22 protein-coding genes are annotated in these 26,112 nt (G+C 63.8%); 14 read left to right on the top strand and 8 right to left on the bottom strand.

Annotated features, from left to right (window positions below):
* The first annotated feature begins 244 nt into the window (after positions 1 to 244).
* The 3 genes from thiO to FHR96_RS10845 all read left to right on the top strand — a co-directional run bounded on the left by thiO (position 245) and on the right by FHR96_RS10845 (position 3,404).
* Positions 245 to 1,381 carry a glycine oxidase ThiO gene (gene thiO / locus FHR96_RS10855; RefSeq protein ID WP_183387702.1) on the top strand — a complete coding sequence of 379 codons (1,137 nt, stop codon included), beginning with the start codon at positions 245 to 247 and terminating at the stop codon, positions 1,379 to 1,381.
* A 153-nt stretch (positions 1,382 to 1,534) separates the two neighbouring features.
* Positions 1,535 to 1,918 carry a nuclear transport factor 2 family protein gene (locus tag FHR96_RS10850; RefSeq protein ID WP_183387701.1) on the top strand — a complete coding sequence of 128 codons (384 nt, stop codon included), beginning with the start codon at positions 1,535 to 1,537 and terminating at the stop codon, positions 1,916 to 1,918.
* A gap of 46 nt (positions 1,919 to 1,964) precedes the next feature.
* Positions 1,965 to 3,404 carry an NAD(P)/FAD-dependent oxidoreductase gene (locus tag FHR96_RS10845; RefSeq protein WP_183387700.1) on the top strand — a complete coding sequence of 480 codons (1,440 nt, stop codon included), beginning with the start codon at positions 1,965 to 1,967 and terminating at the stop codon, positions 3,402 to 3,404.
* 51 nt (positions 3,405 to 3,455) lie between these two features.
* On the opposite strand, the gene FHR96_RS10840 is transcribed toward FHR96_RS10845, so the two are convergent.
* A complete protein-coding gene (locus FHR96_RS10840) occupies positions 3,456 to 4,331 on the bottom strand; it encodes a LysR family transcriptional regulator (RefSeq protein ID WP_221195776.1) in 876 nt (291 codons plus the stop codon).
* A gap of 160 nt (positions 4,332 to 4,491) precedes the next feature.
* On the opposite strand from FHR96_RS10840, the gene FHR96_RS10835 reads away from it, so the two are divergent.
* Genes FHR96_RS10835 through FHR96_RS10825 form a run of 3 tightly spaced genes read left to right on the top strand, consistent with a single transcriptional unit; the run spans position 4,492 to position 8,460 of the window.
* The gene (locus FHR96_RS10835) at positions 4,492 to 5,901 is read left to right on the top strand and encodes a sodium/glutamate symporter (protein ID WP_183387698.1); all 1,410 of its coding nucleotides are present in this window, start codon (positions 4,492 to 4,494) and stop codon (positions 5,899 to 5,901) included.
* Positions 5,898 to 7,526 (top strand): amidohydrolase, encoded by a 1,629-nt coding sequence (locus FHR96_RS10830; RefSeq protein WP_183387697.1) that lies wholly within the window; start codon positions 5,898 to 5,900, stop codon positions 7,524 to 7,526. The genes FHR96_RS10835 and FHR96_RS10830 overlap by 4 nt, the downstream gene beginning before the upstream one ends.
* Positions 7,527 to 7,542: 16 nt before the next feature.
* Positions 7,543 to 8,460 carry a CobW family GTP-binding protein gene (locus FHR96_RS10825; protein ID WP_183387696.1) on the top strand — a complete coding sequence of 306 codons (918 nt, stop codon included), beginning with the start codon at positions 7,543 to 7,545 and terminating at the stop codon, positions 8,458 to 8,460.
* A 42-nt stretch (positions 8,461 to 8,502) separates the two neighbouring features.
* Here FHR96_RS10825 and pdxR read toward each other — a convergent pair whose 3' ends face one another.
* Positions 8,503 to 9,972 carry a MocR-like pyridoxine biosynthesis transcription factor PdxR gene (gene pdxR / locus FHR96_RS10820; protein WP_183387695.1) on the bottom strand — a complete coding sequence of 490 codons (1,470 nt, stop codon included), beginning with the start codon at positions 9,970 to 9,972 and terminating at the stop codon, positions 8,503 to 8,505.
* A 325-nt stretch (positions 9,973 to 10,297) separates the two neighbouring features.
* Here pdxR and FHR96_RS10815 point away from each other — a divergent pair, with 325 nt between their 5' ends.
* The 4 genes from FHR96_RS10815 (at position 10,298) to FHR96_RS10800 (ending at position 13,868) form a co-directional block, all read left to right on the top strand.
* Positions 10,298 to 11,311, top strand: coding sequence for a TRAP transporter substrate-binding protein (locus FHR96_RS10815; protein ID WP_183387694.1), 1,014 nt, complete (start codon positions 10,298 to 10,300; stop codon positions 11,309 to 11,311).
* A 96-nt stretch (positions 11,312 to 11,407) separates the two neighbouring features.
* Positions 11,408 to 11,971, top strand: coding sequence for a TRAP transporter small permease (locus FHR96_RS10810; RefSeq protein ID WP_183387693.1), 564 nt, complete (start codon positions 11,408 to 11,410; stop codon positions 11,969 to 11,971).
* Between the two features lie 2 nt (positions 11,972 to 11,973).
* Entirely contained in the window at positions 11,974 to 13,314 is a 1,341-nt protein-coding gene (locus FHR96_RS10805; RefSeq protein WP_183387692.1) for a TRAP transporter large permease, read from the top strand.
* A gap of 62 nt (positions 13,315 to 13,376) precedes the next feature.
* Positions 13,377 to 13,868, top strand: coding sequence for a universal stress protein (locus FHR96_RS10800; RefSeq protein ID WP_183387691.1), 492 nt, complete (start codon positions 13,377 to 13,379; stop codon positions 13,866 to 13,868).
* Positions 13,869 to 13,874: 6 nt separating this feature from the next.
* Here FHR96_RS10800 and FHR96_RS10795 read toward each other — a convergent pair whose 3' ends face one another.
* The 4 genes from FHR96_RS10795 to FHR96_RS10780 form a co-directional block, all read right to left on the bottom strand.
* Positions 13,875 to 14,633, bottom strand: coding sequence for an IclR family transcriptional regulator (locus tag FHR96_RS10795; RefSeq protein ID WP_183387690.1), 759 nt, complete (start codon positions 14,631 to 14,633; stop codon positions 13,875 to 13,877).
* A gap of 89 nt (positions 14,634 to 14,722) precedes the next feature.
* On the bottom strand, positions 14,723 to 16,000 hold the full coding sequence (locus tag FHR96_RS10790; protein WP_183387689.1) for a TRAP transporter large permease: 1,278 nt from the start codon (positions 15,998 to 16,000) through the stop codon (positions 14,723 to 14,725).
* Positions 16,001 to 16,011: 11 nt separating this feature from the next.
* Positions 16,012 to 16,572 (bottom strand): TRAP transporter small permease, encoded by a 561-nt coding sequence (locus FHR96_RS10785; RefSeq protein ID WP_183387688.1) that lies wholly within the window; start codon positions 16,570 to 16,572, stop codon positions 16,012 to 16,014.
* Between the two features lie 14 nt (positions 16,573 to 16,586).
* The gene (locus FHR96_RS10780) at positions 16,587 to 17,813 is read right to left on the bottom strand and encodes a TRAP transporter substrate-binding protein (RefSeq protein ID WP_183387687.1); all 1,227 of its coding nucleotides are present in this window, start codon (positions 17,811 to 17,813) and stop codon (positions 16,587 to 16,589) included.
* A 216-nt stretch (positions 17,814 to 18,029) separates the two neighbouring features.
* Here FHR96_RS10780 and FHR96_RS10775 point away from each other — a divergent pair, with 216 nt between their 5' ends.
* The 3 genes from FHR96_RS10775 to FHR96_RS10765 all read left to right on the top strand — a co-directional run bounded on the left by FHR96_RS10775 (position 18,030) and on the right by FHR96_RS10765 (position 21,842).
* Positions 18,030 to 19,658, top strand: a complete 1,629-nt coding sequence (locus FHR96_RS10775; protein ID WP_425485674.1) for a GMC family oxidoreductase — start codon at positions 18,030 to 18,032, stop codon at positions 19,656 to 19,658.
* A gap of 231 nt (positions 19,659 to 19,889) precedes the next feature.
* A complete protein-coding gene (locus FHR96_RS10770) occupies positions 19,890 to 20,957 on the top strand; it encodes a YeiH family protein (protein ID WP_183387685.1) in 1,068 nt (355 codons plus the stop codon).
* 87 nt (positions 20,958 to 21,044) lie between these two features.
* Positions 21,045 to 21,842, top strand: coding sequence for a thiazole synthase (locus FHR96_RS10765; protein WP_183387684.1), 798 nt, complete (start codon positions 21,045 to 21,047; stop codon positions 21,840 to 21,842).
* On the opposite strand, the gene pta is transcribed toward FHR96_RS10765, so the two are convergent.
* The gene (gene pta, locus FHR96_RS10760; protein ID WP_183387683.1) at positions 21,839 to 24,052 is read right to left on the bottom strand and encodes a phosphate acetyltransferase; all 2,214 of its coding nucleotides are present in this window, start codon (positions 24,050 to 24,052) and stop codon (positions 21,839 to 21,841) included. The genes FHR96_RS10765 and pta overlap by 4 nt on opposite strands.
* Complete coding sequence (locus FHR96_RS10755; RefSeq protein WP_183387682.1) at positions 24,049 to 25,230, bottom strand: acetate/propionate family kinase; 1,182 nt, start codon at positions 25,228 to 25,230, stop codon at positions 24,049 to 24,051. Before FHR96_RS10755 ends, pta begins: the two co-directional genes overlap by 4 nt.
* A gap of 187 nt (positions 25,231 to 25,417) precedes the next feature.
* On the opposite strand from FHR96_RS10755, the gene FHR96_RS10750 reads away from it, so the two are divergent.
* Entirely contained in the window at positions 25,418 to 25,921 is a 504-nt protein-coding gene (locus FHR96_RS10750) for a porin family protein (protein WP_183387681.1), read from the top strand.
* The last annotated feature ends 191 nt before the right edge of the window (positions 25,922 to 26,112 follow it).

The following is a 26,112-nucleotide window of genomic DNA, read 5'->3' as shown; positions in this document are numbered from 1 at the left end:
AAGACCTGCATCCTGGAGATCATGTGCACCCGCGAGCTGGGCGACCCCTTCCGCCGCGACGCCCTGAAGAAGCCGGTGCGGCTGCTGGAGAAGTACCAGGACTACGTGTAACTCGGTCGGCGCCGCTCCCTTGCTGAGCTGACGCCCACTCAAGCCTCGGCCTCACCGGCGACGACACGCCAGGCCGGGGCTTTTTCATGCCTGCGACATGGCTTTCTACAACGACGGTGTCGAGGAGACGACCATGAAGGACTTTCTGATCATCGGTGGCGGCGTCATCGGCATGATGACCGCCTGGCAACTGGCCGAGGCCGGTCACGAGGTGACCCTCGTGGAACGTGGGACCTGCGGCGGCGAGGCCTCCTGGGCCGGGGGCGGCATCGTCTCGCCGCTCTATCCCTGGCGGCATTCGGCCCCCATCTCGCAGCTGGCGAGCTGGTCGGAGGGCCGCTATCCCCACCTGGCGGGACTCCTGGCCGAGGCGACCGGCATCGACCCGGAATTTCGCCGCCAGGGGCTGCTCTACCTCGACCTGGAGGACGCGCCCCAGGCCATGGCCTGGGCAGGACGCGTCGACAAGCCCCTGAGCCGGATCGATGCCTATGCCGTCTATGCCCGGGAACCACGGCTGGCCGAAGGTCTCGAGGGCGGGCTGTGGATGCCCACTCTGGGCAGCCTGCGCAACCCCCGGCTGGGCCAGGCGCTGCGCGCCATGCTGCAGGCTCTTCCGGGCATCGCCCTGCACGAGCACTGCCCGGTCGAGCGGCTGGTGGTGGAGCGCGGTCGTATCCAGGGCGTCGATACTGCCGCCGGGCGCTTCACGGCCGGCCGGGTGGTTCTGTGCGGCGGGGCCTGGACGGCCCAGCTTCTGGCGCCTCTGGGCATCGCCTTGCCGGTCAGGCCGGTCAAGGGGCAGATGATGGTCTTCAAGACACCGACCGTGACCGGTAGCCGGCAGTGGCTGGAGCGGGTGGTGCTGAGCGGCGGGCGCTACCTGATCCCCCGCGCCGATGGCCGCGTGCTGGTGGGCTCGACCCTGGAAGAGGCCGGCTTCGACAAGACGCCCACCCGTGAGGCTCGCGAATCGTTGCAGGCCAGCGCGGTGTCCATGCTGCCGGCGCTGGCCGAGTGCGAGGTCGAGCATCACTGGTCGGGGCTGCGGCCGGGGGCGCCCGATGGCCTGCCCTTCATCGGTGAGATTCCCGGCGTGGCGGGCCTGTTCGTCAACGCCGGCCACTATCGCAATGGCCTGGTGCTGGCCCCGGCCGCCACGCGGCTGCTGGTTGACCAGCTGCTGGGGCGCCCGGCGATCCTTGACCCGATGCCGTTTCAGCCGGCTGCGCGCCTCGCCGCAGCAGATGTACTGGCCGCGACTGGCTGAGCCAGGTCGCGAGGCTGGCCCAATATCCCGCCGGCAACTGGCGCTAATGCCGCGCCGGCGGGATCAGTAGGCTCGTTAGCGATGGGGCCGAGAGCCACTGGCCCTGTCCACTGTCTCTCTTCACTTCACAACGACAACGCTCAGGAGACCGAGATGAGCCAACCCGATACTGCCTTCCTCCAGGCCTTCAGCGACGCCCTGAACCGCCATGACATCGATGCCGTCATGGCCATGATGACCGAGGACTGCGTCTTCCATGCCATCGCCGGTTCGAACCTGCAGGGCAAGAGCTTCGTGGGCCAGGCGGAAGTGCGCGAAGGGCTGCAGAACGCCTGGAAGACCGCGCCCGATGCCTGCTGGGTCGACGCCGAGCATCACGTAATCGGCGACAAGGGCTTCACCGAGTCCACCTACAAGGGCACCACCACCGATGGCGTGCGCAGCGAGGCCCGCATGATCGACGCGTTCACCTTCCGCGACGGCAAGATCGCGGTGAAGAACGCTTTCCGCAAGAACCGTCCGCCCGTCAACGCCTGATCCGGCGAGGACCGAACCACGGCATCCGACTGCGAGGAGTTCGATCATGGAGACGATAATGCCCAACGCCAGCAGGGCGACGGGACAGGCGACCCCGCCTGACCAGCCGTATGATCCGGCCTATGATCCGCTCAAGAGCGCAACGCCCGGGGTGGGTCGAGACTATGCACCCACCTACTGGATCGGCACGGCCGGCGAGCCTCCCGTGGACGATGGCCCGATCACGCAGGACACGGATGCCGATGTCGTCATCATCGGTTCCGGTTTCACCGGGCTGACCGCCGCCATCTTCCTGGCCCAGGAATATGGCATCAAGGCCACGGTGCTGGAAGCCAACCGCAGCAGTTGGGGCTGCTCGACTCGCAACGGCGGGCAGGCACAGTGCGCCTCCGGGCGCCTCAAGCGCTCCCAGTGGATCCAGCGCTATGGCCTCGACACGGCGCTCAAGCTGCATCGCGAGTGCCTGGATGCCATGGACACCTTCAAGGGATTGATCAAGGATATCGACTGCGACCCACAGCCCGGTGGACACCTCTATGTGGCGCATCGCGACAAGGTGATGCCGGGCCTGGAGAAGGAAGCCAGGCTGCTGAGGGAGACCTTCGACTACGATGCCCGAATCCTCGATGCGGATACCGTCAAGCGCGAGTGGATCGGCGACCGGGAGGCGGCCGGGGCAATGCACGAGCCCGAGGGTATCGGCATTCACGCCGGCAAGCTGGCGTTCGGCTACCTGAAGAAGGCTCGTGCGCTGGGCGTCAAGGTGCATCCGGCAAGCCCGGTACAGCGCTTCGAGACCCGTGGCGGCGTGCATTACCTGACCACCCCGGGAGGCACGGTCAAGGCCCGGGCGGTGGGGATCGCCACCGGTGGCTATACCTCCCAGAGCCTGCATCGAGAGCTCAAGAATCGTCTGCTGCCGATCCTGTCGAACTCGATCGTCACCCGGCCGCTGACCAGCGAGGAGCTCGAGGCCTGCAGCCTGCGCACGCGCCAGGTGATCACCGATACCCGGATTCTGCGCCACTACTATCGCCTGCTGCCGGACAACCGCCTGCAGATCGGCAGCCGCAGCGCGATCACCGGCCGTGACGCGCCGCAGAAAAAGTACGAGGCTCTGCTGATCGGCGACATGCATCGCAAGTTTCCCGCGCTGGAGGGCATCCAGGTCGACTACTCATGGTGGGGCTGGGTAGACGTCAGCCACGACATGATGCCGCGCATCCACCAGCCCGATGCCAAGGAGACGGTCTACTACGCCCTGGGCTACGGCGGTAACGGCGTGATGTACTCGGCCCAGGCCGGGCGCCGCCTGGCGCAGTGGATCGCCGGTCACGGCACGTCGCTGGAGCTGCCGATCTTCACCTCCCGGCTGCCGTTCCCCAACGTGCGTGACACGATCGAGTCGCCTGCCTTCGCCCCCTTCCGGCGCGTCGGCCAGCGTTTGCTGTATCGCTGGTATTACCTGAAGGACGAGGTGCTGTGATCCTGCCCTTGGCCGACGCTCAGGCGGCCAAGGGCAGTGCATCGAGCCTCGCTAGACAGCGTTCGCGGCGATGAATTCGGCGAAACGTCGTTTCACGGGCGTCATGGGGGAGATACACCAGGCGGCTTGCGTTTCCAGGTACTGGGGGGCGTTGCGGATCGCCAGCGGCGTCACACCCTTGCGGATGTAATTCCTGGCGCATTCCAGGTGAATGGTGACCCCGAAGTTGGCGGCGACGAAGCCGAAGATGCCTTCGCTGTTGAAGGTTTCCTGCGCCACCCGCGGCAGAAAGCCGGCTGACATGCACAGCGCATCCAGGTGTCGCCGAAAATGCTTCCAGCGCTCGATCGAGCCTACGATGAAAGGCTCGTCGGCCAGCTCCTGCAGGTCGATGGCCGTCCTGGCCGCCAGCCGATGCTCATCGCTGACCAGGGCGATGAAGCCATCGCGCTGGATGGTCGTGGTGACGAGGTCAGCCGCCACATTGGGCCCTGTGACGAAGGCGAAATCGATGCGCTCGTCATGTAGCTGTTCGAGCTGCTCCTGGGTAGAACCGAAGGAGAGGTCGAAGCGGATGTCGGGCTGACGTGCCTTGAACTCCTCGAGGAGTTCGGGCAAATGCCCGGTGATGGCGAAATCCGTGTAGCCGATGCGCAGACGGCCCACCTCGCCGAGTCCCGCCCGCTGTGTCTTGAGTACCGCCGTATCCAGCTGGCCGATGAGGAGCCGGCACTCCTCCAGAAACACCCGCCCCGGTTCGGTGAGTGTGACGTTGCGATTGTCGCGCTCCAGAAGCTGCTCGCCAATGGCGTCTTCCAACTGCCGGATCGTGCGACTCAGCGCCGGTTGCGCCAGGTTGAGGCGTTCGGCGGCCTGGCGAAAATGCAGCATCTCGGCGACGGCCAGGTAGGCGTGGAGGTGACGCATGTCGATCCGCATTATGATGCCCTGAAAGTATCAGTTGTTCGATAATTGATATTATACAAGCCACATTGGCTTGCCTAGCTTGAGCATGTCGAGGGCGGGGCGCGTCGTTTGCCTGACACCCGGCCTCGGGTCACATAACAAGCATAAGGAGAAGGGCGATATGCAAGATACCTTCCATGGCGTGATCGCGTTCGCGCTGCTGGCCGGTATGCTGGTGATTGGCGGTGTGCTGCGCAATCGCGTGCCGCTGTTTCGCAACATGCTGGTGCCGTCGAGCATCCTCGGTGGCCTGCTGGGCTTTGCCTTATTGTCACTCGGCTGGATCCCGGGCTTCGCCCCGGCCGACTTCACGGCCTTGACCTTCCATTTCTTCACTCTGAGTTTCATGTCGCTGTGCCTGACCGGACGTGGCAGGCAGCCCGCGCTGGGGAGTGGTGGCATCGTGCGCGGCGGCATCTGGTTGACCCTGATCTGGACCATCAGCCTTGGCCTCCAAGGGATGATCGGCTACCTGGTGATCCGCGGCTACGATGCCTTGACCGGTGCCGGTGTCAGCGCCTGGCTGGGGGCTCTGGTGACCCATGGCTTCACCCAGGGGCCCGGGCAGGCGCTGACCTACGGAGGGCTCTGGGAAGACAGCTACGGCATCGAGCATGCCGCCCAGGTGGGGCTGATCTTCGCCTCGCTGGGATTCCTGGTCGCCTTCGCCGTCGGGGTGCCGCTGGCACGACGCTTCATCGCGCAGGGCCTCAATGCCAATCAGGCCTCCAGGCTAGATGACAACTTTCGGGCCGGCTTCTTCGCCGAGCGCGAGCGTCCTGAGATGGGCAGGATGGTGTCGCACCCGGCGAGCCTCGACTCACTGGCCTATCATCTGGGCCTGCTGGCGGTGGCCTATGTCATCACTCACTGCTGGCTGCTGTTCATGCAGGGACTGATCGCCGATGCCCAGCCTTGGGGCATCAATCTGGGCGTGCTGTTCAGCCACAACCTGTTCTTCCTGCACGGTCTCGGGGTCTGCGTATTGATGCGGCTGGTCATCGACAAGGCGGGGCTCGCGTCCTACGTCGACGACGAGAGCCTCAAGCGGATCACCGGCTCGTCGGTGGATTTCATGGTGGTGGGCACGCTGATGAGCATTCAGTTCGCCGTACTGTATGCGCTGTTGACCCCGATCCTGTTGGTCACCCTGGCCGTTACCCTGGCGACCTTGATCGGCTGCCTGGGGCTCGGGCGCCTGAGCGGCCAACTGGGTCACGAGCGTGCCTTGACCGCGTTCGGCTGCTGCTGCGGTTCGACCGGTACCGGCCTGCTTCTGCTGCGCATGATGGATGCCGACTTCAGCACCACGGTCCCCAAGGAACTGGCCTTTTTCAATCTGGCGATCATCGTCACCAACTTTCACATCCTGTTCGTTTTCGCCCCGATGGTGCCTGCCCTAGGGGGCTGGGGCTATCTCGGCGTGTTCGGCGGCACGGCACTGGCGTTTCTGGCGATGGTGCCGCTGATGCTGCGGCGGCGTCCGGCAACGGCGGGTGCCGGTAAGTCTCGCGAGGAGGTTGCCTCATGACCATTACCGTTTTCGCCGCCCGGCGCATCCTGACCATGAATCCTTCCCAGCCCGAGGCAACGCATATTGCCGTGCGCGATGGGCGTATCCTGGCGGTGGGGGACCTGGAGGCGATGCAGGCGTTTTCCGACACGCAGTGGGACGAGCGTTTCGCTGACCGTTGCTTGATGCCGGGATTCGTAGAGGGGCACAGTCACGCCCTGGAAGGCACCATGTGGGAGTACCCTTACCTGGGCTATTTTCCGCGTCGCGATCCCGACGGTCGACGCTGGGCGGGCGCCCAGAGCCTCGCGGCGGTTCAGGTGCTGCTTCGCGAGCAGGCTGAGCTGCTGCCGCCCCACCAGCCATTGATCGCCTGGGGCTTCGATCCGGTCTACTTCGAGGGGGCGAGGCTCGATCGCCGTCGGCTGGATGAGGCGGTCAGCGACCGGCCGCTGGTCATCCTGCATGCCAGCCTACATGTCATGACCGTCAATTCGGCGATGCTGGAACTGGCGGGTCTCCAGCGGCACGTCGATGTCGAGGGCATCATGGTGGACGACGATGGAAGCCTGACCGGCGAACTCCAGGAGATGGCCGCCATGCATGTCGTCTTCGAGACCCTGGGCATGAATCTGTTCGAGACGGTCGGGGCACCGGAGACGCTGTGGCGATACGGCCGTGTCGCGCGCAATGCCGGGGTGACCACCATCACCGACCTCTACAATCCATTGACCGACGAAGGTATCGCGGCCCTCAAGGCCGTGACCCGCGAAGACGACTATCCGGTGCGCCTGGTGCCGGCCATGGCGGCGCTGGCCTGGCCGGTGGACGAGGGCATCCAGCGCCTTCAAGGGTGCCTCGAGCAAGGCAATGACAAGCTCCATTTCGGCTCGGTCAAGCTGATGACCGACGGCTCCATCCAGGGTTATACCGCGCGCCTGAAGTGGCCCCACTATCACGATGGGCACGCCAACGGTATCTGGAATGCGCCGCCTGAGACGCTCAAGGAGATGGTCGAGGCCTATCACCAGGCCGGGCTCCAGCTGCACATACATACTAACGGCGATGAGGCAGTGGAACTGATGCTGGAGGCACTGGAGGGCGCGCTGGTGTTCTGGCCCAGGTGCGATCATCGCCATACGCTCCAGCACTGCCAGGTGATCGACCACGCTCAGCTGCGTCGGGCCGCGGCCCAGGGCCTGTGCCTGAACATGTTCGCCAATCATCTTTATTACTGGGGGGACATTCATCGTCAGCGCACTCTCGGCCACGAGCGCTGCCAGCGGCTGGAGCCGCTGGCCAGCGCCAGGCGGTTGGGCATTCCCACTGCCATTCACAGTGATGCTCCGGTTACGCCGCTGGGGCCGTTGTTCACCGCCTGGTGTGCGGTGGCGCGCGAAACGGCCACCGGGCGGGTGCTCGGCGAGCACGAGCGTCTTTCGGTACGGGATGCCCTGGAGATGATTACGCTTGGCGCGGCCTACACGCTGCGTCTGGACCATCTGGTGGGTAGCCTCGAGATCGGCAAGTTTGCCGACATGGTTGCGCTCGATCGCGATCCTTTGGCCTCTGCCCCGGACGCCCTGAAGGAGATCCGAGTGACGGCAACGGTACTGGGAGGGCGGGTGCATGAGGCCGAGTGAGATGTACAGAGCGCCGATGACGGTGATCGGAGGCTTTCTCGGAGCCGGCAAGACGACCTATCTCAACGCGCTGATTCGTGGGGGGATTCCCGAGAACTCCCTGATCGTGATCAACGACTTCGGCGACATCAACATTGATGCCGAGCTGATCGACTATCGAGACGAGCAGATGATCCAGCTCACCAACGGCTGCATCTGTTGCACCCTGGGCGGCACCCTGGCCGAGCGGCTGGCCAAGGCCATGCGCCTCCGGGAAGCGCCTCGGGCCGTGTTCATCGAAACCAGCGGCGTCGCCGATCCCGCGCGCATCGCCGACCTCGCTCGGGTCTCCCACCGCCTGATGCTAGAGGAGGTGGTGTGCCTGGTGGATGGTGGGCGAATTGACCTGAACTGCCGCGATCCGCTGATCGGTGACACATGGCGTGCTCAGATACAGGCCGCGACGCGGATTCTGGTCAATCGGCTCTCCGCAGCCCACGATCCGCAAGCTTGCCTGGGCGAACTCAGGCGGCTGAACGCGGCGGCGAGCATCCACGATATGGGAGGTGGGCAGGCTGGCGCACCGACCGAGGAGTGCTCGATCGCATCACCGGTCGTGGCAGCCGGGCATCTGTACCACGATGTCGCTTCGCAGCGAGGCTGGCGATCGGCCAGCCTCGCGATGCCGCATGCCGTAGACCCGGATCGCCTCGGCGATATCCTGACCGGCTACGGCGATGTTCTGCTGCGCGCCAAGGGCTTTGTCTATTGTCTCGGTCGCCAGCAGCGCCAGTTGTTGCAGTTCAGTGGCAGACGCCTTAGCTACCGGCCGGCGCCCGCTCGCGACGGGCGCTGCCAACTGGTCTGCATCGGCCGGGCGGGACCTCGCTTCGAGGCGCTGGTGGCGACCCTGGCAAGCTTGGAGGATGGGGAAAGCATGGGGGCCGTCTTGTAAGGGCTGGCGGGAGGTCAGCGCTGTGGCATCGCTGCCGAGACGTCATCGCGTCACGGCCTGAGGAATCAGCGCCGCCAGCTGCTCGATGCCGGCCTCGATGCGCGACTCGGGGATCGCCGAGAATCCCAATCGGAAGTACTCGCGCCGTGGGGCGTCGAAGAAGTGGATATCGCCGCTCTCGATGAGGATGCCTCGCTCGGCGGCCAGGCGCTGGAGTTCACGGGAGTCGAGTCCCACGGGGCCCTGTACCCAGTAGCAGGAGCCACCGTAGGTGGAGGGCACCGAGGACTGCGGCATGTGGCGGGACAGGGCCTCGCCCATGCGCTGCCAGCGGCGGTGAAAGGTCTGGTGGATCTGGCGCAGCAGCGCGTCGTGGTAGCCACGATCGAGGAACAGCGCCACCGCGCGCTGGTTATTGGTCGGCGGGTGGCGCAGCATCAGCCGGCGCAGCGCCCGGGCCTCGCGGATCAGCGCCGGCGGCCCGACCATGTAGCCTAGCCGCAGGCCGGGTGCCAGGGTCTTGGAGAGGCTGCCCACGTAGATCACCCGGTTGTGGCGATCCAGGCTCTTCAGGGCCGGCGTAGGATTCTCCAGGTAGTTGGTCTCGCTCTCGTAGTCGTCCTCGACGATCAGGAAGTTGTCGGTCTCGGCCATGTCCAGTAGCTGACGGCGGCGTTCCAGCGGCATGGTGACCGTGGTCGGTGCTTGGTGGCTGGGGGTGGCGTAGATGAGTTGACAGCCGGCGATGCCGTCTTCCAGGCGCATTCCCTGATCGTCTACCGGCAGCAAATGGATGTCGTCGGTGAAGGTACTGGCGATGTTGTACATGTCGACATAGCCGGGATTTTCCATGCCGAAGCGTCGTCCTTGCTTGAGCAGCAGCATGCAGGTGATCCACAGCGCCTGCTGGGCGCCGACCGTGACCAGGATCTCATCGGGATCGGCCCACACGCCGCGGCGAGGCAGCAGGCGCTTGTGGATCTGTTCGATCAGCAGTGGGTCGTCATCGTTGAGATGGTCCACCGCCCAGCTTCGAATCGCCGGAACGCTCATGGAGTCGCGGCTGCACTCCCGCCAGTGCTGGGTAGGGAAGAGCTCGGGGTCGATCTGGCCGTAGAGGAAGGGGTAGTCGTAGCGATGCCAGTCGCTGGGCTTGCTGATGGTGGTCTGCCGTGAGGGATGCATGGTCAGCAGCTCTTCCCAGGGCAGGCGTTCGGCATCGATGTCGTTGAGACGCACCGGCTTCTCGGCACGGCCTTCGAGGATCTCGGGATTGACGAAGTAGCCACTGCGTTTCTTGGCGATCAGGTAACCATCGTCGAGTAGCTGTTCGTAGGCCAGCATCACGGTGTTCCGGGCGACGTTGAGTTCCTTGGCCAGCTTGCGGCTCGACGGCAGCGCCTTTTCCAGGGGCAGGTGGCCATCGAGGATGGCGCGCGCGATCTGTTCTCTCAGTTGGCGTTGGAGGCTTTCCGGCAGATCAGGGTCGAGATGGAAGAGTAGCTGGCTCATGGAGTTGTTGTCTCGCCGCTTGAAGAAAGAGGGTGGCTGTCGATGGTCGTCGATTATGACATAGTCCCAGGCCGCAACGAGCCTGGTACGCAGACCAATGTCATGGCATTTTCCCTTGCGCTGCCAGAGTGTTATGGCTGGTCCAATCGATGGAGCCCTACTGGTTCTAGTGGCCCGCCGGGCGAGTGCGTAGAACGTGGTAATCAGGATATGGCGAAGCGTGGTGGAGCCAGGAGGTCGGTGGAACCAGCGCTGGGCCATGCCGATCACCGGGACACGTAATCGTTCTGTCCCTTCACGACAATAACAAGGCTTGGAGATCACTATGCGTATCCAGAAACTGATCATTCCCGTGGCAGCGTCCGCCGCAGGCCTGGCTCTTAGTGGCAACGCCATGGCCGACGAGTGGAAGATGGCCCTCGGTGATGCTGCGGGCGGCACCCAGTACGAGCTGGGCACCACCTTCGCCGAGCTCATCGAGGAGAAGACTGACGGCGAGGTGACCGTGAAGCTGTTTCCCAATGGTCAGCTCGGGAGTGAACAGGACACGGTCAACAATGCCAGCATGGGGCTGCTCGACCTGTCGGTTCTGGCCATCAACAACATCACCCCCTTCTCACCGACCGTCGGGGTGATGACTCTGCCATATGTCATCCAGGGTCCCGAGGACGCCCGGACCCTGACCCAGGGTGAGGTCGGCGAGGAACTCACCCAGAACACCATCCGCGACGCCGGGGTACGCATCCTGGGGTGGGCCTATTCCGGCTGTCGCCGCCTGACCAACTCGGCTCGACCGGTGGCCTCACCCGCCGATCTGGACGGTCTCAACATCCGGGTGCCCAAGAACGAGATCATGATCTCCGCCTACCAGGCCTGGGGCGTCAACCCCAGCCCGCTGGCCTGGTCGGAAACATTCACTGCCCTTCAGCAGGGTGTCGTCGATGGTCAGGACAACCCCTACATCACCATCGATGCCATGAAGTTCTACGAGGTGCAGGACTACGTCACCGACAGCTGCTACGTGTTCTCCCTGGAGCCGCTGATCATCAGCGAAGGCAAGTTCCAGAGCCTCAGCCCCGAGACACAGGAACTGGTACTGGAGGCGGGCCAGGAAGCCACTAAACACAGCTACGACTACCTGATCGAGACCGAGGCCGACATCAAGCACCGGCTGACCGAAGAGCATGGCATGGAGATCATCCAGCCGGCCAACGACGAGCAGGAGTGGATCGATCTGGCCACCGGCATCTGGCCCGATTTCTACGACAGCATCGGTGGCAAGGAAAAGCTCGACGAGGTGCTGGCAGCGCTCGGGCGCGAGCCGGCTCCGGCCGAGTAGGCTCTCCGCCATCACGGCATGCAGTGCTCCCCGCCCCCTCCGGAATAGGGCGGGGAGCCGTCATCGGCAGCCTGATCATCAGGGGAGATTCCTTCCATGCTTCGAGCCATCTTCAAGGTCCTGGACAACCTGGAGAGCATCATCTGTCAGTTGCTCCTGGTGTCGTTCGTCATCCTGCTGTTCGCCCAGATCGTGCTCAGGAACCTGTTCAGTTACTCGCTTCCCTGGGGCGATGAGCTGGCGACCTACGCTTTCGTGTGGTTCGCCTATCTGGGGGCGGTCTACGCCACCAAGATGTCGGCGCACAATCGGGTGACCTTCCAGTTCAAGTTCCTGCCGCGTTGGGTAGAGAGCTTGTGTGCCGTGCTGACCGATCTCATCTGGATCGGTTTCAACGCCGTCTTCATCTACCTGAGCTATGACTTCGTCTTCAACAAGATGAATGCCTTCTGGAAGTCCCAGACCCTGGGTATTCCGATGAAGTACTTCTATCTGATCCTGCCCATCGCCTTCGTTGCCATGACGCTACGCATTCTCCAGAACAATTATCTGAAGTTCGTCAGGAAAGTCGACCTCGTCGACCCCGACTCCCAAGAGGTCGAGCAAATGAAAAGCGCCAACGACGCGACGGGCGATGGTCCTCAGCCGCGGGAGCAATAATCATGGATCCCACGATTGTCTATGTGCTTTTCGGTGCCTTTTTCCTGTTGTTGGTGATCGGGGCACCCATTACCGTATCGTTGGGCGTGGCCGCCTTGGCCACTTATCTGAGCCTGGGCGAGAATCCCATGGCGTTCGTGCAGATCGCCTTCACGTCGGTGGGCTCTTTCCCGCTGATGGCCTTGCCGGCGTTCATCCTGGCCGGTGCGCTCATGGAAGCCGCAGGAATCTCCAAGCGCCTGGTGGATATCGCCGAAGCCTTTGCCGGTCCCATAACCGGTGGCTTGGCCGCGGCGACGGTGTTCGCCTGCATGTTCTTCGGCGCGATCTCGGGATCCGGGCCGGCCACCACGGCAGCGGTGGGCATGCTGATGATCCCGGCCATGGCCAATCGTGGTTACGACAAGGGCTATGGCTCGGCCATCACGGCCTCTTCGGGGGGGCTTGGGGTCGTCATTCCACCGTCGATTCCCATGGTGATCTTCGGCATTTCCGGCATGGGCCTGCAGCCGCCTCCCGAGGCGGTGGCCGAGTACGGCGCCTTCCAGACGCTGTCGATTCCCAAGCTGTTCATCGCCGGTATCATGCCTGGCGTGGTGATCGCTGGCTGCCTGCTGCTGATCAATTTCCTGATCTCACGACATCGTGGCTACCGTGGCCTGACCGACCACTGGTCCTTCGAACAGATTCGGCGGACCCTGCGCCGGGGCATCTGGTCGATGCTGGCACCGATCATCATCCTGGGGGGCATCTACAGCGGGCTGTTCACGCCCACCGAATCGGCCATCGTGGCGATCTTCTACACGCTGCTCGTCGGTGTCTTCCTGCACCGGGAGCTGGAATGGAAACCGGCGCTGAGAACCCTCGAGACGACCACCTGGATTACCGGCCGGGTACTGCTGATCCTGTTCACGGCGACCGTCTTCGGGCGCCTGCTGGTGGAGCAGCAGGTGCCGGCCTACATCGCCGAGGTCATGTTGGGCGTCACCGATAACATCTACGCCATCTGGGCAATGATCATCTTCTTCCTGCTGTTCGTGGGCATGTTCATGGAGACATTGGCGGCGATCATGATCCTCACACCGGTGCTGCTGCCGATCATGTACATGCTCGGCATGGATCCGGTGCACGTAGGGATCGTGGTGGTCTGTGCCCTGGCTATCGGCTTCCAGACGCCGCCGCTGGGGGAGAATCTGTTCGTCGCCTCGGGGATCGGCGGTTCATCCATCGAGGAGATCTCCCTGAAGGCGCTTCCTTTCGCCGGCGCCTCCATCGTGGCGCTGTTCATCATCGCCTACTTCCCGCAAGTCTCGCTCTGGCTGCCCCGGGTACTGGGTTACTAGCCGGCCAACATCCATTGAGGCCGGGCAGGGGCTGGCATGCCCTTGTTCGGTGAGGAGGCATCATGACTCATGGTATCCGCCGAATCCTTTGCTGTCTGGGGCTGCGCGGCGATTGCGATCCAGTCCTCGACAGGGCCGTAGGGCTGTCGCTGGCCACCGGTGCCGAGCTGCATGTTCTCCATGCGGTCAAGTCACTTTCCAACGACGTGGTCAACACACTGAAGGTCAACATTCGCGATCGCGAAGTGCTTGGAGGATTGATGCAGCAGCGGCTTGACCAGGCCGGCGCAGATCTCGATCGCTGCATCGAGACCTTCTGGCAACAGCACCCCGAGCTGTGTGAGGCCTATGGCGATCGCCAGCTGTCGCGAAGCGTGCTGGAAGGCTACCCGGCGTCGGTGATCGCGCACTTTGCCAAACGCACGGGGAGCGACATGATCGTGCTGGCCGCCAACAAGCGCACTTTTACCGCCACCTACGCGGGCAAGGTCACCAAGGGCGTGATCAAGCGGGCGAGGGTACCGGTGGTGGTGGTGCCGGCCAGCAGGGAGTGAAACGCGCTAGAGGGTTTCTTCGAGTTCGGCAGCCACCTGACGCATCAAAGGGGCCCAGTCCATCAACGACTCGATGGAATGGCGCAGTCGGGGGGCATGGATCGCCAGGGTGGCCTGCGTGTGGCCCACATGACCGAAGATCGGAACGGCGATGGCGACCATGCCTTGTATGAACTCCTCGTTATCGGTGCTCAACTGATCTCGGGCGATCTGGGCGAGCTGCTCCTCGAGGGCGGAAGCCGATGTCAGGGTATAGGGAGTGTGGGCCTCCAGGAGCAGGCTCGACAGCAGGTCGCGGCGTCGTTGCGGGGGCATCAGGGCGAGAAACAGCTTGCCGCTGGCAGTGCTGTGTAGAGGCAGTCGTGATCCGGGGGCCAGCTGTATGCGTACCGGCCAGTTGGTTTCCACTCGATCGTAGTAGAGCACCTGGTGCCCATCGAGCAGTGTCAAATTGCAGGTTTCGCCTACTTCCCTGGCCAAGCGTTCCAGCAGCATTCTTCGCGGTGCTTTGAGGCTCTCATTGGCCAGGGTCCCCATAGCCATGCGATGCAGCCGTGGACCGGGAAGCAGATGGCGTCCGTCCAGGTCACGAGTGATCAACTGCTGTTCCTCGAGCTGCTTGATCAGGCGATGAATCGTCGGCTTTGGGATGTCCAGTCGCTTGTCGAGATCCGCAGCGCTCATGCTGTGCTCGGCCGTGGCGATCTCCTCCATCAATGTAATGGCTCGCAGGAGGGTGGTATTGGTGGCGTTCTCTTTGGACATGGGGATTCCTTACGACTCTCTCCCTGGGCAGTGGCTCCTTCCTATGATAACGCAGCAGGCCCCGCGAGGCCTGCTGCAAAATGCCGGTGTCAGAGGTTGACCAGGAACAGGGATAGTGGTGGCCATAGAGAGATCGCGATCCAGCAGGTTATGAGGGCGATGAAATACGGTATCACGAAACGAACCAGCCTCAGGTAGGGGATGCCGGTGATGCTGCTCGCCACGTAGAGGTTGAGGCCAAACGGTGGTGTCACGAATCCGATGGCCGCCCCCACCAGGAAAATGACGGAGAAATGAATGGGGTCCACGCCAGCGCTCTGTGCGATAGGTGCCAGTATCGGGGCTAGGATGATCGTGACAGGCAGGCTCTCGAGAATCATTCCCGCCAGGAGAATCAAGACCATGCAGGCCCCCAGGATGGCGTAGTAACTGCCCAGGTCATTCAGGAGTCCTTCGAGGATCTTGCCGGCCCCCAGCACGGAAAGGAGCTGTTGCATCACCACCGAGATGGCGATCAGCGGCGCCAGCATGCCGGCGATCTGCCCGGAGCGTAGCATGATGCTGGGAAGTCGAGAGATGCTGATCTCTTTCGTGATCAATAGCCCCGCGATCAGGGTGAAGCCGACCGTGATGGCGGCGGCTTCAGTCGGCGAGAACTTGCCCGAGTAGATGCCATACAGCACGACACCGATGGTGGCGAATCCCAGATAGGCCTTGCGGGCGAAGCCGGCACTTTTCTTGATCTCGAAGGGAATGAGGGTGCCCCAGCCATGACGGCGGGCCACCAGGTGGCAGGCGACCATCATCCCGATAACCATCATGGCACCGGGAATCATGCCGGCGATGAACAGGTCGCTGATCGACAGGTTCATCATGAAGCCGTAGACGATGAAGATAATGCTCGGCGGAATGATGATGCCAACGGTGCCCCCCGACGCTGCGGTGGCCGCCGAGAATCTATCATCGTAGCCGTTCTTCTTCATCTCGGGCTGCATGATCGAGCCGATGGTTGCCGTGGTGCCGGCATTGGAACCCGATATCGCGGCAAATAGCCCGCAGGCACCCAGCGTGGCCATGCCCATGCCACCGCGAAGCCAGCCGAGTACTGAGTAGGCGAAGTCGGACAGTCTTTTGGCAATCCCCGCCGCATTGATCAGGTCGCCGGTCAGGATGAAGAGAGGCAGGGCAAGAAGGCCGAAGAAGCTCAGGCCCTGGAATAGCGTCACACCAACGTTGGCCAGGGTAAAGTCGATGACCATGCTGGTGCCTACCACCCATAATCCGATGACCAGAAAGATAGGTACTCCCAGCAGGAAGAATAGTGTCACCCCTGCTGTAATAAGACCAATGAGAAGTCCATCTGTCATGATGTTTCCTCCTAATCCATTATCGAGGGTTGGAGGTTGAAAGGCTCGCGCGAACGAAAGCGTTGCCAGTCAGAGAAGAGGTTTTGCAGCACCCGATAGATAATCAGCACCCAGGCCGCGGGAGTCGCCAGGTAGAACCACCACTGCATGACGTTGTCCGTGCCCGGTACTATAGCGAAGTTGTTGTAGGCCAGTTGAACTTGGTCGATGGTGAAGTTGATCACCATGAGCCCGAAGCCGATCCAGAGAACGGCATCCAACACCAGGCAGATAAACTGCCCCGTATAGGGCAGACGCATGCGAATCTCGTTTAGCGACAGGTGAGTACGGTTCTTGACGTTGAGTGAGGCGCCGAACCATGTCAGCCAAAGGAATAAAAGAATGGGAATGCTGGTGCTCCAGGGAGCCTGGACATTGAAGAGGAAGCGACGAATCACCTCCACGAATATGATGCCGGACATCCCCGTGTAAGATAGGAGGATGATGCACTTTTCAAGATTGTCATCCAGCCAGCCGAGCGGCGATAGCCATCTCGAGGCTGGCTGAGCGTTCTGGTAATCGTGATTTGCCATCGTCTGCCTCCGGTTTAGCCTTTCCACCAGCGCTGAGGCTTGACATTGGCTGTCGCCATGTCACGCGGAATTTCGCGGGCAATGCCGTGAATTTCCTTATAGATATCGATGCCACCTGCCCATGCATTAAGCCGTTCTCGCCACTGTTCCCAAGGCTCGGGGTTGAATTCCGGCGAGCACAGTTTCTCGGCCTTGTCGCGTTCGGCATCCGAAAGAGGAGCGACCCGAACGTTGTTCTTGGCGAAGACCGTGTTGTCGGCAGGATGCTCGGTTGCCCCTACGATCTGGTAGCGACCCGCCTCGTTCATACCCTGCGTGAAGATCTGGGCACAGTAAGCCGATTCCATGACCTGATCCTGCAACTCGCTTCCCAGGCTCTCGAACTTGGAGAGGTTCATTGCCGTATGCTCGGTGCCGGCAAAGAATCTCAGGTCCACGGCCTGGGATACGACGGGCGCCATGCCTGCATAGGCCACCGCACTCATCCAGGTCTCCGCTCCGTCTAGCAGGCCCTGACGGAGCCCGTCGAGGGTTTCCTCCCAGGCCACGGGGACGGGGTTGAGTCCCAGTTGCTCCATGGCGATGCGACCGAGCTGCGTGCCGGTAACGCGGTTCTTGGTTCCCTGGATCTGCTCGAGACTGGTAACCAGCGGTTCGTCCTGCCATTTCAGGCCCAGCATGATCCCCCGCAGGTCGCAGTGGGTGAACAGGAACTGCAGGTTGTGGCGCTGGCGCAGCGGCTCGCGTAGCAGGGTCTCGCTGCGCCTGTCGTAGAAGAAGTGGAACATCGAGGCGACGCTCGGGAACATGTAGGCGAAGTCGAGAATGTTGAGATAGGGAGCCCCTCCCGCAGAGTTCTGAGTCGAGGCGGAGAAGATATCGACGATGCCCTGCTGGGCCTTGCTGACGCAGTCGAGCTGATTGCAGACTTCATTGCTCCCCATGAACTCCACCCGAATGGCGCCATTGGTGCGTTCCTCCAGGTCACGGGCAAAGAACAGCTGCCCCGACTTCTGGATATCCAGGTTGCGTTGGTTGAACCCCGATGCGCCAAACCGGAGCTGAAACTTTGGCTCGGTCTGGTAGCGACGTTGCTGCTCTTGCTCCGTGGCCCGGGCCAAAGTGCTGGCCGTGAGTCCTGCTCCCAGGCCAGAGGCGGCGATCAGGGTGGAGGTCAGGCCGAAGCGGCCCGAAATGTTCAGGAAATCTCGACGAGAAACATGACCGATCGGTGTTTTCATGAGCTGGGCTCCCGTGTTTGTGATTGGATTTTTGATGGGATGGTGGGTGGCATGTGCCGGACTCCCCACCTCTTTGCTTGGTGGAAATGAGGAGAACGGTCTCAATCTAGGGCAGGCGAGAAAGACTATCAAGCTTTATGAGACAAAGTGTCTCGTTATTGACAATTCATGGCTTCAGGTACAGCATAAATGAGACTTTTTGTCTCATATGGTGTTATGGCTATGAAATCAACAACCTATAAGCAAGAAGCCTTTGACTACATCATCGTGGGGGCTGGTTCGGCTGGCTGCGTACTCGCCAATCGACTGAGTGAAGATTCCGCCGCCAAGGTCTTGCTGCTGGAGGCGGGCGGTGCTGACTGGAATCCCTGGATCCATGTGCCAGTCGGTTATTTCAAGACAATGCACAATCCCGCGACCGACTGGTGCTACCTCACCGACGCGGATGCAGGCATCAACGGTCGTCGGCTGCAGTGGCCCCGTGGCAAGGTGCTGGGGGGGTCCAGTTCACTGAACGGTCTGCTGTATATTCGCGGGCAGCGCCAGGACTACGATGACTGGGCCGCGGCGGGAAACGCGGGCTGGGACTACGCTTCGGTCTTGCCTTACTTCAAGAAATCCGAGTGCCAGGAGCGCGGCGGCGATACCTATCATGGCACCGAGGGGCCGTTGAAGGTGTCGGATCTTCGGTTGCGACGCGAGATCGCCGAACGCTTCATCGAAGCCGCCAAGGCCGCCGGAATTCCCGAGAACCGTGATGTCAACGGGGCGACCCAGGAGGGGGTGGGCTATTTTCAGCAGACCTCCTATAGAGGCCTCAGATGTTCCACGGCCAAGGCATTCCTGAGGCCGGCCGCGAAGCGAGCCAACCTGACCGTCGTCAAGCGGGCGCACTGCCAACGGATCTTGCTTGAAGGCAAGCGTGTGGTAGGCGTCGAATATCGGCGCGGTGAGCGTCTGGAACGGGTGCGAGCCAGGCGTGAGGTCGTGCTTTGCAGTGGGGCCATCGGATCGCCTCAGATCCTGCAGTGCTCCGGTATCGGACATCCCGAGCATCTCCGGGAGGTGGGAGTCGCGTGTCGGCATGAGTTGCCCGGAGTGGGGGAGAACCTGCAGGATCACCTGCAGATTCGCCTGGTCTTCAAGACCCGCTGTCGGACTCTCAACGACGAGGTACGCCATCCTCTGAAAAAGCTGGCGGCGGGCACCCAATATCTCCTGACCCGCACGGGGCCCCTGACGCTTGCCGCCAGCCAGGTTTGCGTGTTTGCTCGTTCGCGTGAGGCGCTGGATCGTCCGGATATCCAGTTCCACATGCAGCCACTGTCTGCCGACAAGCCTGCCGAGGGCGTGCATTCCTTTTCCGCCTTCACCTCCTCTGTCTGCCAGCTTCGCCCCACCAGCCGCGGCGTGATTCGCATCACGAGCCCTGATCCGGCCATCTATCCCTCGATCCGGCCCAATTATCTGGCTACCGAGGAGGATTGCCGGGTCGCGGTCGACGCGATCAAGATGGCGCGTCGGATCGCCGAACAGGAGGCACTTGCCTCAGTGATCACCGAAGAGTATGTGCCCGGTACGCGCTATCAAAGCGATGCCGAACTCCTCGAGGCGGCGCGCCAGCACAGCCAGACGATCTATCACCCGGCCGGCACCTGCAAGATGGGCCACGATCCCCTTGCGGTCGTGGATGATCAGCTTCGCGTTCATGGTCTGGAGGGGCTGCGTGTCGTGGACGCCTCGATCATGCCGGTGATCGTCTCCGGGAATACCAACGCGCCCACGATCATGATCGCGGAGAAGGCCTCGGACATGATCAAGGAGGCTCATGGCCGCCGCGAGTAGCTTCCCAGCGGCGTCACCGGGATTGGCCTTAAGTCCAGTCGTTAACTGGTCCTAACCTCCCGTTCCTCGCCCATGCACCATGTGGCCGTATCACCGGCAATGGGCGCTTTATCGCCCTGGCGTCCTGGAATGACGCCACTGGTTTCCCTGATGGGATCCCTATTCCAACAATGCAGGGGCGAGAGTCGTCGCGGGAGGTGACGTTCGTCCCAAGGTTTACAAGGTAGCGAGATGACGCATCGAGATACCGACGGTACCACTGACCTGTCGACGGCAGAGCACGACCAGCGCTCCTTGCCCGGCCTCCTGGCGCTATGTCAGCGCATCATGCCGGGCTTGATGATCTGCATTACCATCGCCCTTGCGACGACTTTTATCGCCGATCATTACGGCGGGCCGACGCTGCTTTATGCACTGTTGTTCGGCATGACCCTGCATTTTCTCTCCGAGGAAGGTCGCTGCCTGGCCGGGGTGGAATTTGCCGCGAAGCGGGTGCTGCGACTGGGGGTCGCCCTTTTGGGTGTACGCATTACCATCGAGCAGGTCGCCGAGCTAGGCATCGGGCCGGTATTGACCGTGGTCTGCGGAGTCATGCTGACCATCGCCATGGGGGCCCTGCTGGCGCGACTGCTCGGGCTCGATCGGGACATGGGGCTGCTCACCGGCGGTTCGGTGGCGATCTGCGGGGCCTCGGCGGCGCTGGCGCTGTCGGCGGTGATGCCGCGCCACGCTACTCACGAGCGCAATACCATCATGACCGTGGTCGGCGTGACCACGTTGTCCACCATGGCCATGGTGACCTATCCGCTGATCGTCGGCGTGCTGGGATTGAACGACACCGACGCCGGGATCTTCCTCGGGGGCACCATTCATGATGTGGCACAGGTGGTCGGGGCCGGCTACATGATCTCAGAGGGCACCGGCGACGTGTCGACCTTCGTCAAGCTACTGCGGGTGGCCATGCTCGTGCCGGCGGTGATGGTCTTCATGTTCCTGTTCCGGCGCAATCGCCGCGAAGAGGGTGGCGGCAAGGTGCCGATGCTGCCGGGCTTCCTGGTCGCCTTCGTCGCTCTGGTGATCGTCAACAGCCTCGGTTGGATACCGCCGATGGTGACCGAAGGCTTTACCGCCATGTCGCGCTGGTGCCTGGTCACGGCGATTGCCGCACTGGGCATCAAGACCTCCTTCCAGAAGCTGGCCGTGGTGGGCTGGAAGCCGGTGATCCTGATGGTGGCCGAGACCGTCTTCCTGCTGCTGCTGGTGCTGGCCTTCATTCACTTCGGCCTGGCGAGCCTGTGAGGATTGGCCTTCGTCTCGACGGCGCGGCACGACCGAGCCCGAAAGAGGGTGGAGACGTCTGACCCACGTTCAATGAGGAGATTGCGGATGGCCGAGCAAGATCAACCGCTGCGCATCGCCGGTCGCGAGTTTACCTCGCGCCTGCTGGTCGGCACCGGCAAGTATCGCGACGCCGAACAGACGGCAGAGGCCCTCGATGCCAGCGGTACGCAGATGGTGACTTTCGCGGTGCGCCGCACCGACCTGGGGCAGGGCAACGACGAGCCGCCCCTGCTGGAGGTGGTACCGCCGTCGCGCTATACCCTGCTGCCCAATACCGCTGGCTGCTACGACGCCCGCGCCGCCGTGCGCACCTGTCGCCTGGCGCGGGAACTGCTGGATGGCCATCGTCTGGTCAAGCTCGAGGTGCTGGGGGACGAGACTACGCTGTATCCCAACGTGGTCGAGACCCTCAAAGCCGCCGAGGCTTTGATCGCCGACGGTTTCGACGTCATGGCCTACACCAGCGACGATCCCATCGTGGCCCGTGAACTCGAAGCCCTGGGTTGCTGCGCCATCATGCCGCTGGGCTCGCTGATCGGTTCGGGCTGCGGGATCCAGAATCCCCACAACATCCGGTTGATCATCGAGCGGGCCTCAGTACCGGTACTGATCGATGCCGGGATCGGCACGGCATCCGAGGCGGCTTTCGCCATGGAGCTGGGCTGCGACGCCGTGCTGATGAACTCGGCCATCGCCCACGCCCGTGACCCGGTGGCCATGGCCCGGGCCATGAAGGCGGCCGTCGAGGGCGGTCGCGGAGCCTATCTGGCCGGCCGTATGCCGCGTCGCGATCGGGCCGAGGCCTCGTCTCCCTTGACCGGGCGCATCGCAGGCGAGGCCTAGGCACCGCGTTCGTCGTTCATTCCCGCCGCCGTCGCGATTCCCTTGCCCTGGCCCGCCTGGATGGCGGTCAGGGCGATGGTGTAGACGATGTCGTCGACTTCGGCGCCCCGGGAGAGGTCGTTCACCGGTTTGGCCAGCCCTTGCAGCATCGGGCCGACGCTGAGCACGTGGGCGCTGCGCTGGACGGCCTTGTAGGTGGTGTTGCCGGTGTCGAGGTCGGGGAACACGAACACCGTGGCACGACCGGCCACCGGCGAGTCCGGTGCCTTCTGGCGAGCGACGCTTTCGATGGCCGCGGCGTCGTACTGCAGCGGGCCGTCGATGATCAGCCCTGGATCGCGCTCTCTGGCCAGCCGGGTGGCCTCGCGCACTCGGTCGACATCGGTGCCGCGTCCGGACTCTCCGGTGGAGTAGCTGAGCATGGCCACCCTTGGCTCGATGCCGAACGCGGCGGCAGAGCGGGCGCTCTGCAGGGCGATATCGGCCAGCGTGGCGGCGTCCGGGGTCGTGTTGACGGCGCAGTCGCCGTAGACCACCACCTGCTCGGGCAGCAGCATGAAGAAGATCGAGGAGACGCGTCGATACCCGGGAGCGGTGCCGATCAGTTGGAAGGCGGGACGCAGGGTGTTGGCCGTGGTGTGGGTGGCCCCCGCCACCAGGCCGTCCACTCGGCCCTCGGCGAGCAGCATGGTCCCCAGCACCACGTTGTCGTGAAGCTGGGCCTCGGCGGTCGGGGCGTCGAGCCGGCCGCGCCGACGGGCCACCATGGGCTTGACCAGGCGCAGACGTACGCTGTCGGGATCGAGGATGTTCAGCGAGTCGGGCAGCGTCAGGCCCCGCCGACGAGCCACCTCGGCGATGGCATCGCGTCGGCCGAGCAGTACGCAGTCGGCGATGCCTCGCTGCTGACAGCGGATCGCTGCCTCCAGCACGCGGGGCTCATCACCCTCGGGTAGCAGGATGCGGCGGCGTGCCTGCTGGGCAAGGGTGATCAAACGGTGGCGGAAGGCCGCCGGCGAGAGGTGGCGAGGCACGCCCTGGCTCAGGGTATCGCGGAGCCAGTTCAGGTCCAGGTGGGCGGCCACGAAGCGGGCCATGCGTTCGGCTCTAGGCGTGTCGTCGACGGGGATGTCATGGCTCAGCCGGTCCAGCCGACAGACCGCGGCATGGCTTTCGTCGTCCACTATCAGCAGGGGCAACCCATTCTCCAGCGCCGGTCGGCAGACGTCGAAGATCGGGCCCTCGGGAATGTTGCCATGGGTCAGTAACAGCCCCGCCAGCGGAACGCCGTTCATGGTGGCTAGTGCGGTGGCCAGCAGAATGTCGTCACGATCGCCGGGGGCGACGATCAACTCGCCCGGGCCGAAGGCGTTGAGCGCATGGGCGGCGCGGCGCGCGCAGAGGGTGATGCCCAGGACGCGTCGGTCGGCGGCCTTGCCGAAGTGCAGGAGGCGGGCGCCCAGCTCGCGTGCCACATCCAGGGTGCGTGGGGCGCTGAGTGCCGGATGGAAGGGCACGGCGCCGACCAGCGTCGGCAGCCCGGGGGCAAAGTCGGCCAGGCGTCGGCGCCAGGCATCGAGCCGTTCACGCGCCTCATCGGGGGATGTTTCGATGGTCGCCGTCGCCTCGACGCCGAATGCCGAGTCCGGCAGCCGCATCAGCAAACAGCCCAGCAAGCGAGGGCCGCCCTCGTCCTCGATGGCCTGGGCGTGCAGGTCGAGCCTTTCCGCAAGCGCCTTTGCCTCTGTCGGTTGGCCATCGGCGACCAGCAGTATCTCGGCGTCCAGGGCGCGCGCCAGCTCGGCGTTGAGCCGTGCTGCGTAACCCACCTCGGGCCCAGGGGCGAGTCCTTCGACCAGGATCAACGCCGGGGTGGCCCCGGTCTCGGGAGATGCCAGGGCGGCATGGCGGGCGACCGCCTGCTCCATCAGGTCGTCGAGCCGGTTCTCGCGCAGCAGGCGCTCGAGCTCCATCCGCGACAGCGGCTCGGGGGGCGACAGGCCCTGAAGGGTAGCGAGCAGCGCCGAGGAGCGGTCCAGCCCTGGCTCGCCGGGCGATGCGTCGTCGCCCGACATGTCCTGGCGGAAGGGCTTGAGGAAGGCGGTGCGCACGCCGAGGCTGTCCAGCGCCCGGACGAGCCCCAGGCTGGCCGAGGTCAGGCCCACGCCGGCGTCGGTGGGCACCAGCAGGAGGGTGCGGATATCGTTCATGGCTGGCTGGTCTCCAGCAGGCGCCGGGTCTCGGCGGCGATCTGCGCCTCCTCGTCGGCGGGGATCACCCACAGCTCGGGCCCCCGCCCGGCATCGATGCGACCCCCGCGGCCGCCAACGGTGCCGGCGTTGGCCGCGGCGTCCAGGCGCGCGCCGAAATGAGGCAGCTGGGCGATGACCGAGGCGCGCACGGCGGCGGCATGCTCGCCGATGCCACCGGTGAAGGCGATGCCATCGAGGCGGGGCAGGGCACAGGAAAGCGCGGCCAGGGCCTTGGCCACACGGTAGCAGAATACTTCGATGGCCAGGCGGGCGCCCTCGTGATGCTCGGCGGCGGCCTGCTCCAGGCGTCGCATGTCGTGGGACAGTCCCGAGAGGCCCAGCAGGCCGCTCTCGTGATAGAGCAGGCGATCGATGCGCGCCAGCGACCAGCCCAGGCGGCGGGCCAGGTGCGAATGCAGCCCGGGATCGACATCGCCGCTGCGGGTGCCCATTACCAGGCCCTCCAGGGGCGTGAGCCCCATGCTGGTATCGACGCTTTCGCCCTGCCAGACGGCACAGGCCGAGCAACCGTTGCCCAGGTGGGCGATCAGCCAGCCGCCGTTGCCTGTGCCGCTGAGCGTCGCCAGGCGCCGGCTGACATGGGCGTGGTTGCTGCCATGGAAGCCGTAGCGGCGGATGCCGTGTCGGCGATAGAGCGACTCGGGGAGGGCATAGCGATAGGCCCGCGGCGGCAGGGTGCGGTGAAAGGCGGTGTCGAAGACCGCTACCTGGGGCAGGCCGGGATAGTGGCGGCGGGTCGCCGCGATGCCCGCGAGGTTGGCGGGCAGGTGCAGCGGGGCGAGTTCGCGTAGGGCATCCAGGGCGCGCAGCACGCCATCGTCCAGCCGGGTGGCGGCGACGAAGCGCTCGCCGCCGTGGACGACGCGATGGCCTACCGCGAGCGGCGCTGCCCCCTCGAGTCGCGTCAGCACGGTGGCCAGGGCCTGCCGATGATCGGCGCCTGGCATTGCCTCGGCGAAGGTGGCTCCCCGGGTATCGGTACCGACCAGCCGGGCGTCGACGCCGCCCAGTCGTTCGACGAGCCCCGAGAGGCGCGGGGCATCCGGCTCGGCGGGCACCAGGGCGTACTTGAGCGATGAGGAACCGCAGTTGATGACCAGGATCGGGTCGAGCATCTGGCGGACGTTCCCTGCCGTGTGCGTGAGGTCTCGTGCCGAATCTAGCATCGTTAGCGTGGCGCTGGCGTGCAGCGCTCGGCGATATCATGACGCCGGTCAAGAGCCTGGCCGTGGCAAAGGGGTGGGGTTTGTACCAGACTAGGCGATGCGCAGGGAAACATTGTTTCCCAACTGGAGGATCATCATGAAGACCTTCGTGATTCCCGTCGCCGCGTCATGCCTGATCGCGGTCACCGCCGCCCAGGCCCAGAGTCCCATGAGCTATCAGCCGAGCTTCTACCTTGGCGGAGATGCGCTGTTCTGGGAGCTGGACCCGGATGGCAGGGGGAGCTTCGACAGTACCGGCCTGCGTCTGCGGGCCGGCTTGGCCTTCAACGACTACTTCGCCCTTGAGGGGCATGTGGGCACCGGCGGCTCTGACGGACCGGTGGACCTGAATTACCTGGCCGGCGGCTATGCCAAGGGCATGCTGCCGATCACCCAACGCTTCAAGATCTATGGCCTGCTGGGGGCCACCGAGGTCGATTTCGACGGCAGCGAGGACTCCGAGAGCGATGTTTCCTACGGCGGCGGCGCCAGCTATGCGTTCACGCCGAATCTCTCGATGGATGCCGACTTCGTGCGCTACCTGGACGAGTCGAACTATAACTTCGACGCCATCAGCCTGGGCGCTACCTATCACTTCTGAACGACACTTCTGAACACGACATGCGACGTCGTACCTGACGACGCCCTCGCCCCGCGGCGGGGGCGTCTCGCGTTGGGGCGAGGGCATGCTCCATGATGAGTCGCCCGCCTCATCATGGAGCATAACGCCTGTGGCAGATGACCTTGACGACCTGCCGCAAGGGCGCAGCCATGCCGTCTTCGGCCGATTTG

Origin of the sequence: Halomonas organivorans (assembly GCF_014192055.1) — a bacterium.
GTDB lineage: Bacteria > Pseudomonadota > Gammaproteobacteria > Pseudomonadales > Halomonadaceae > Halomonas > Halomonas organivorans.
Note: the sequence above shows the minus strand (reverse complement) of the source record. Positions and strands in the feature narration are given on the sequence as shown.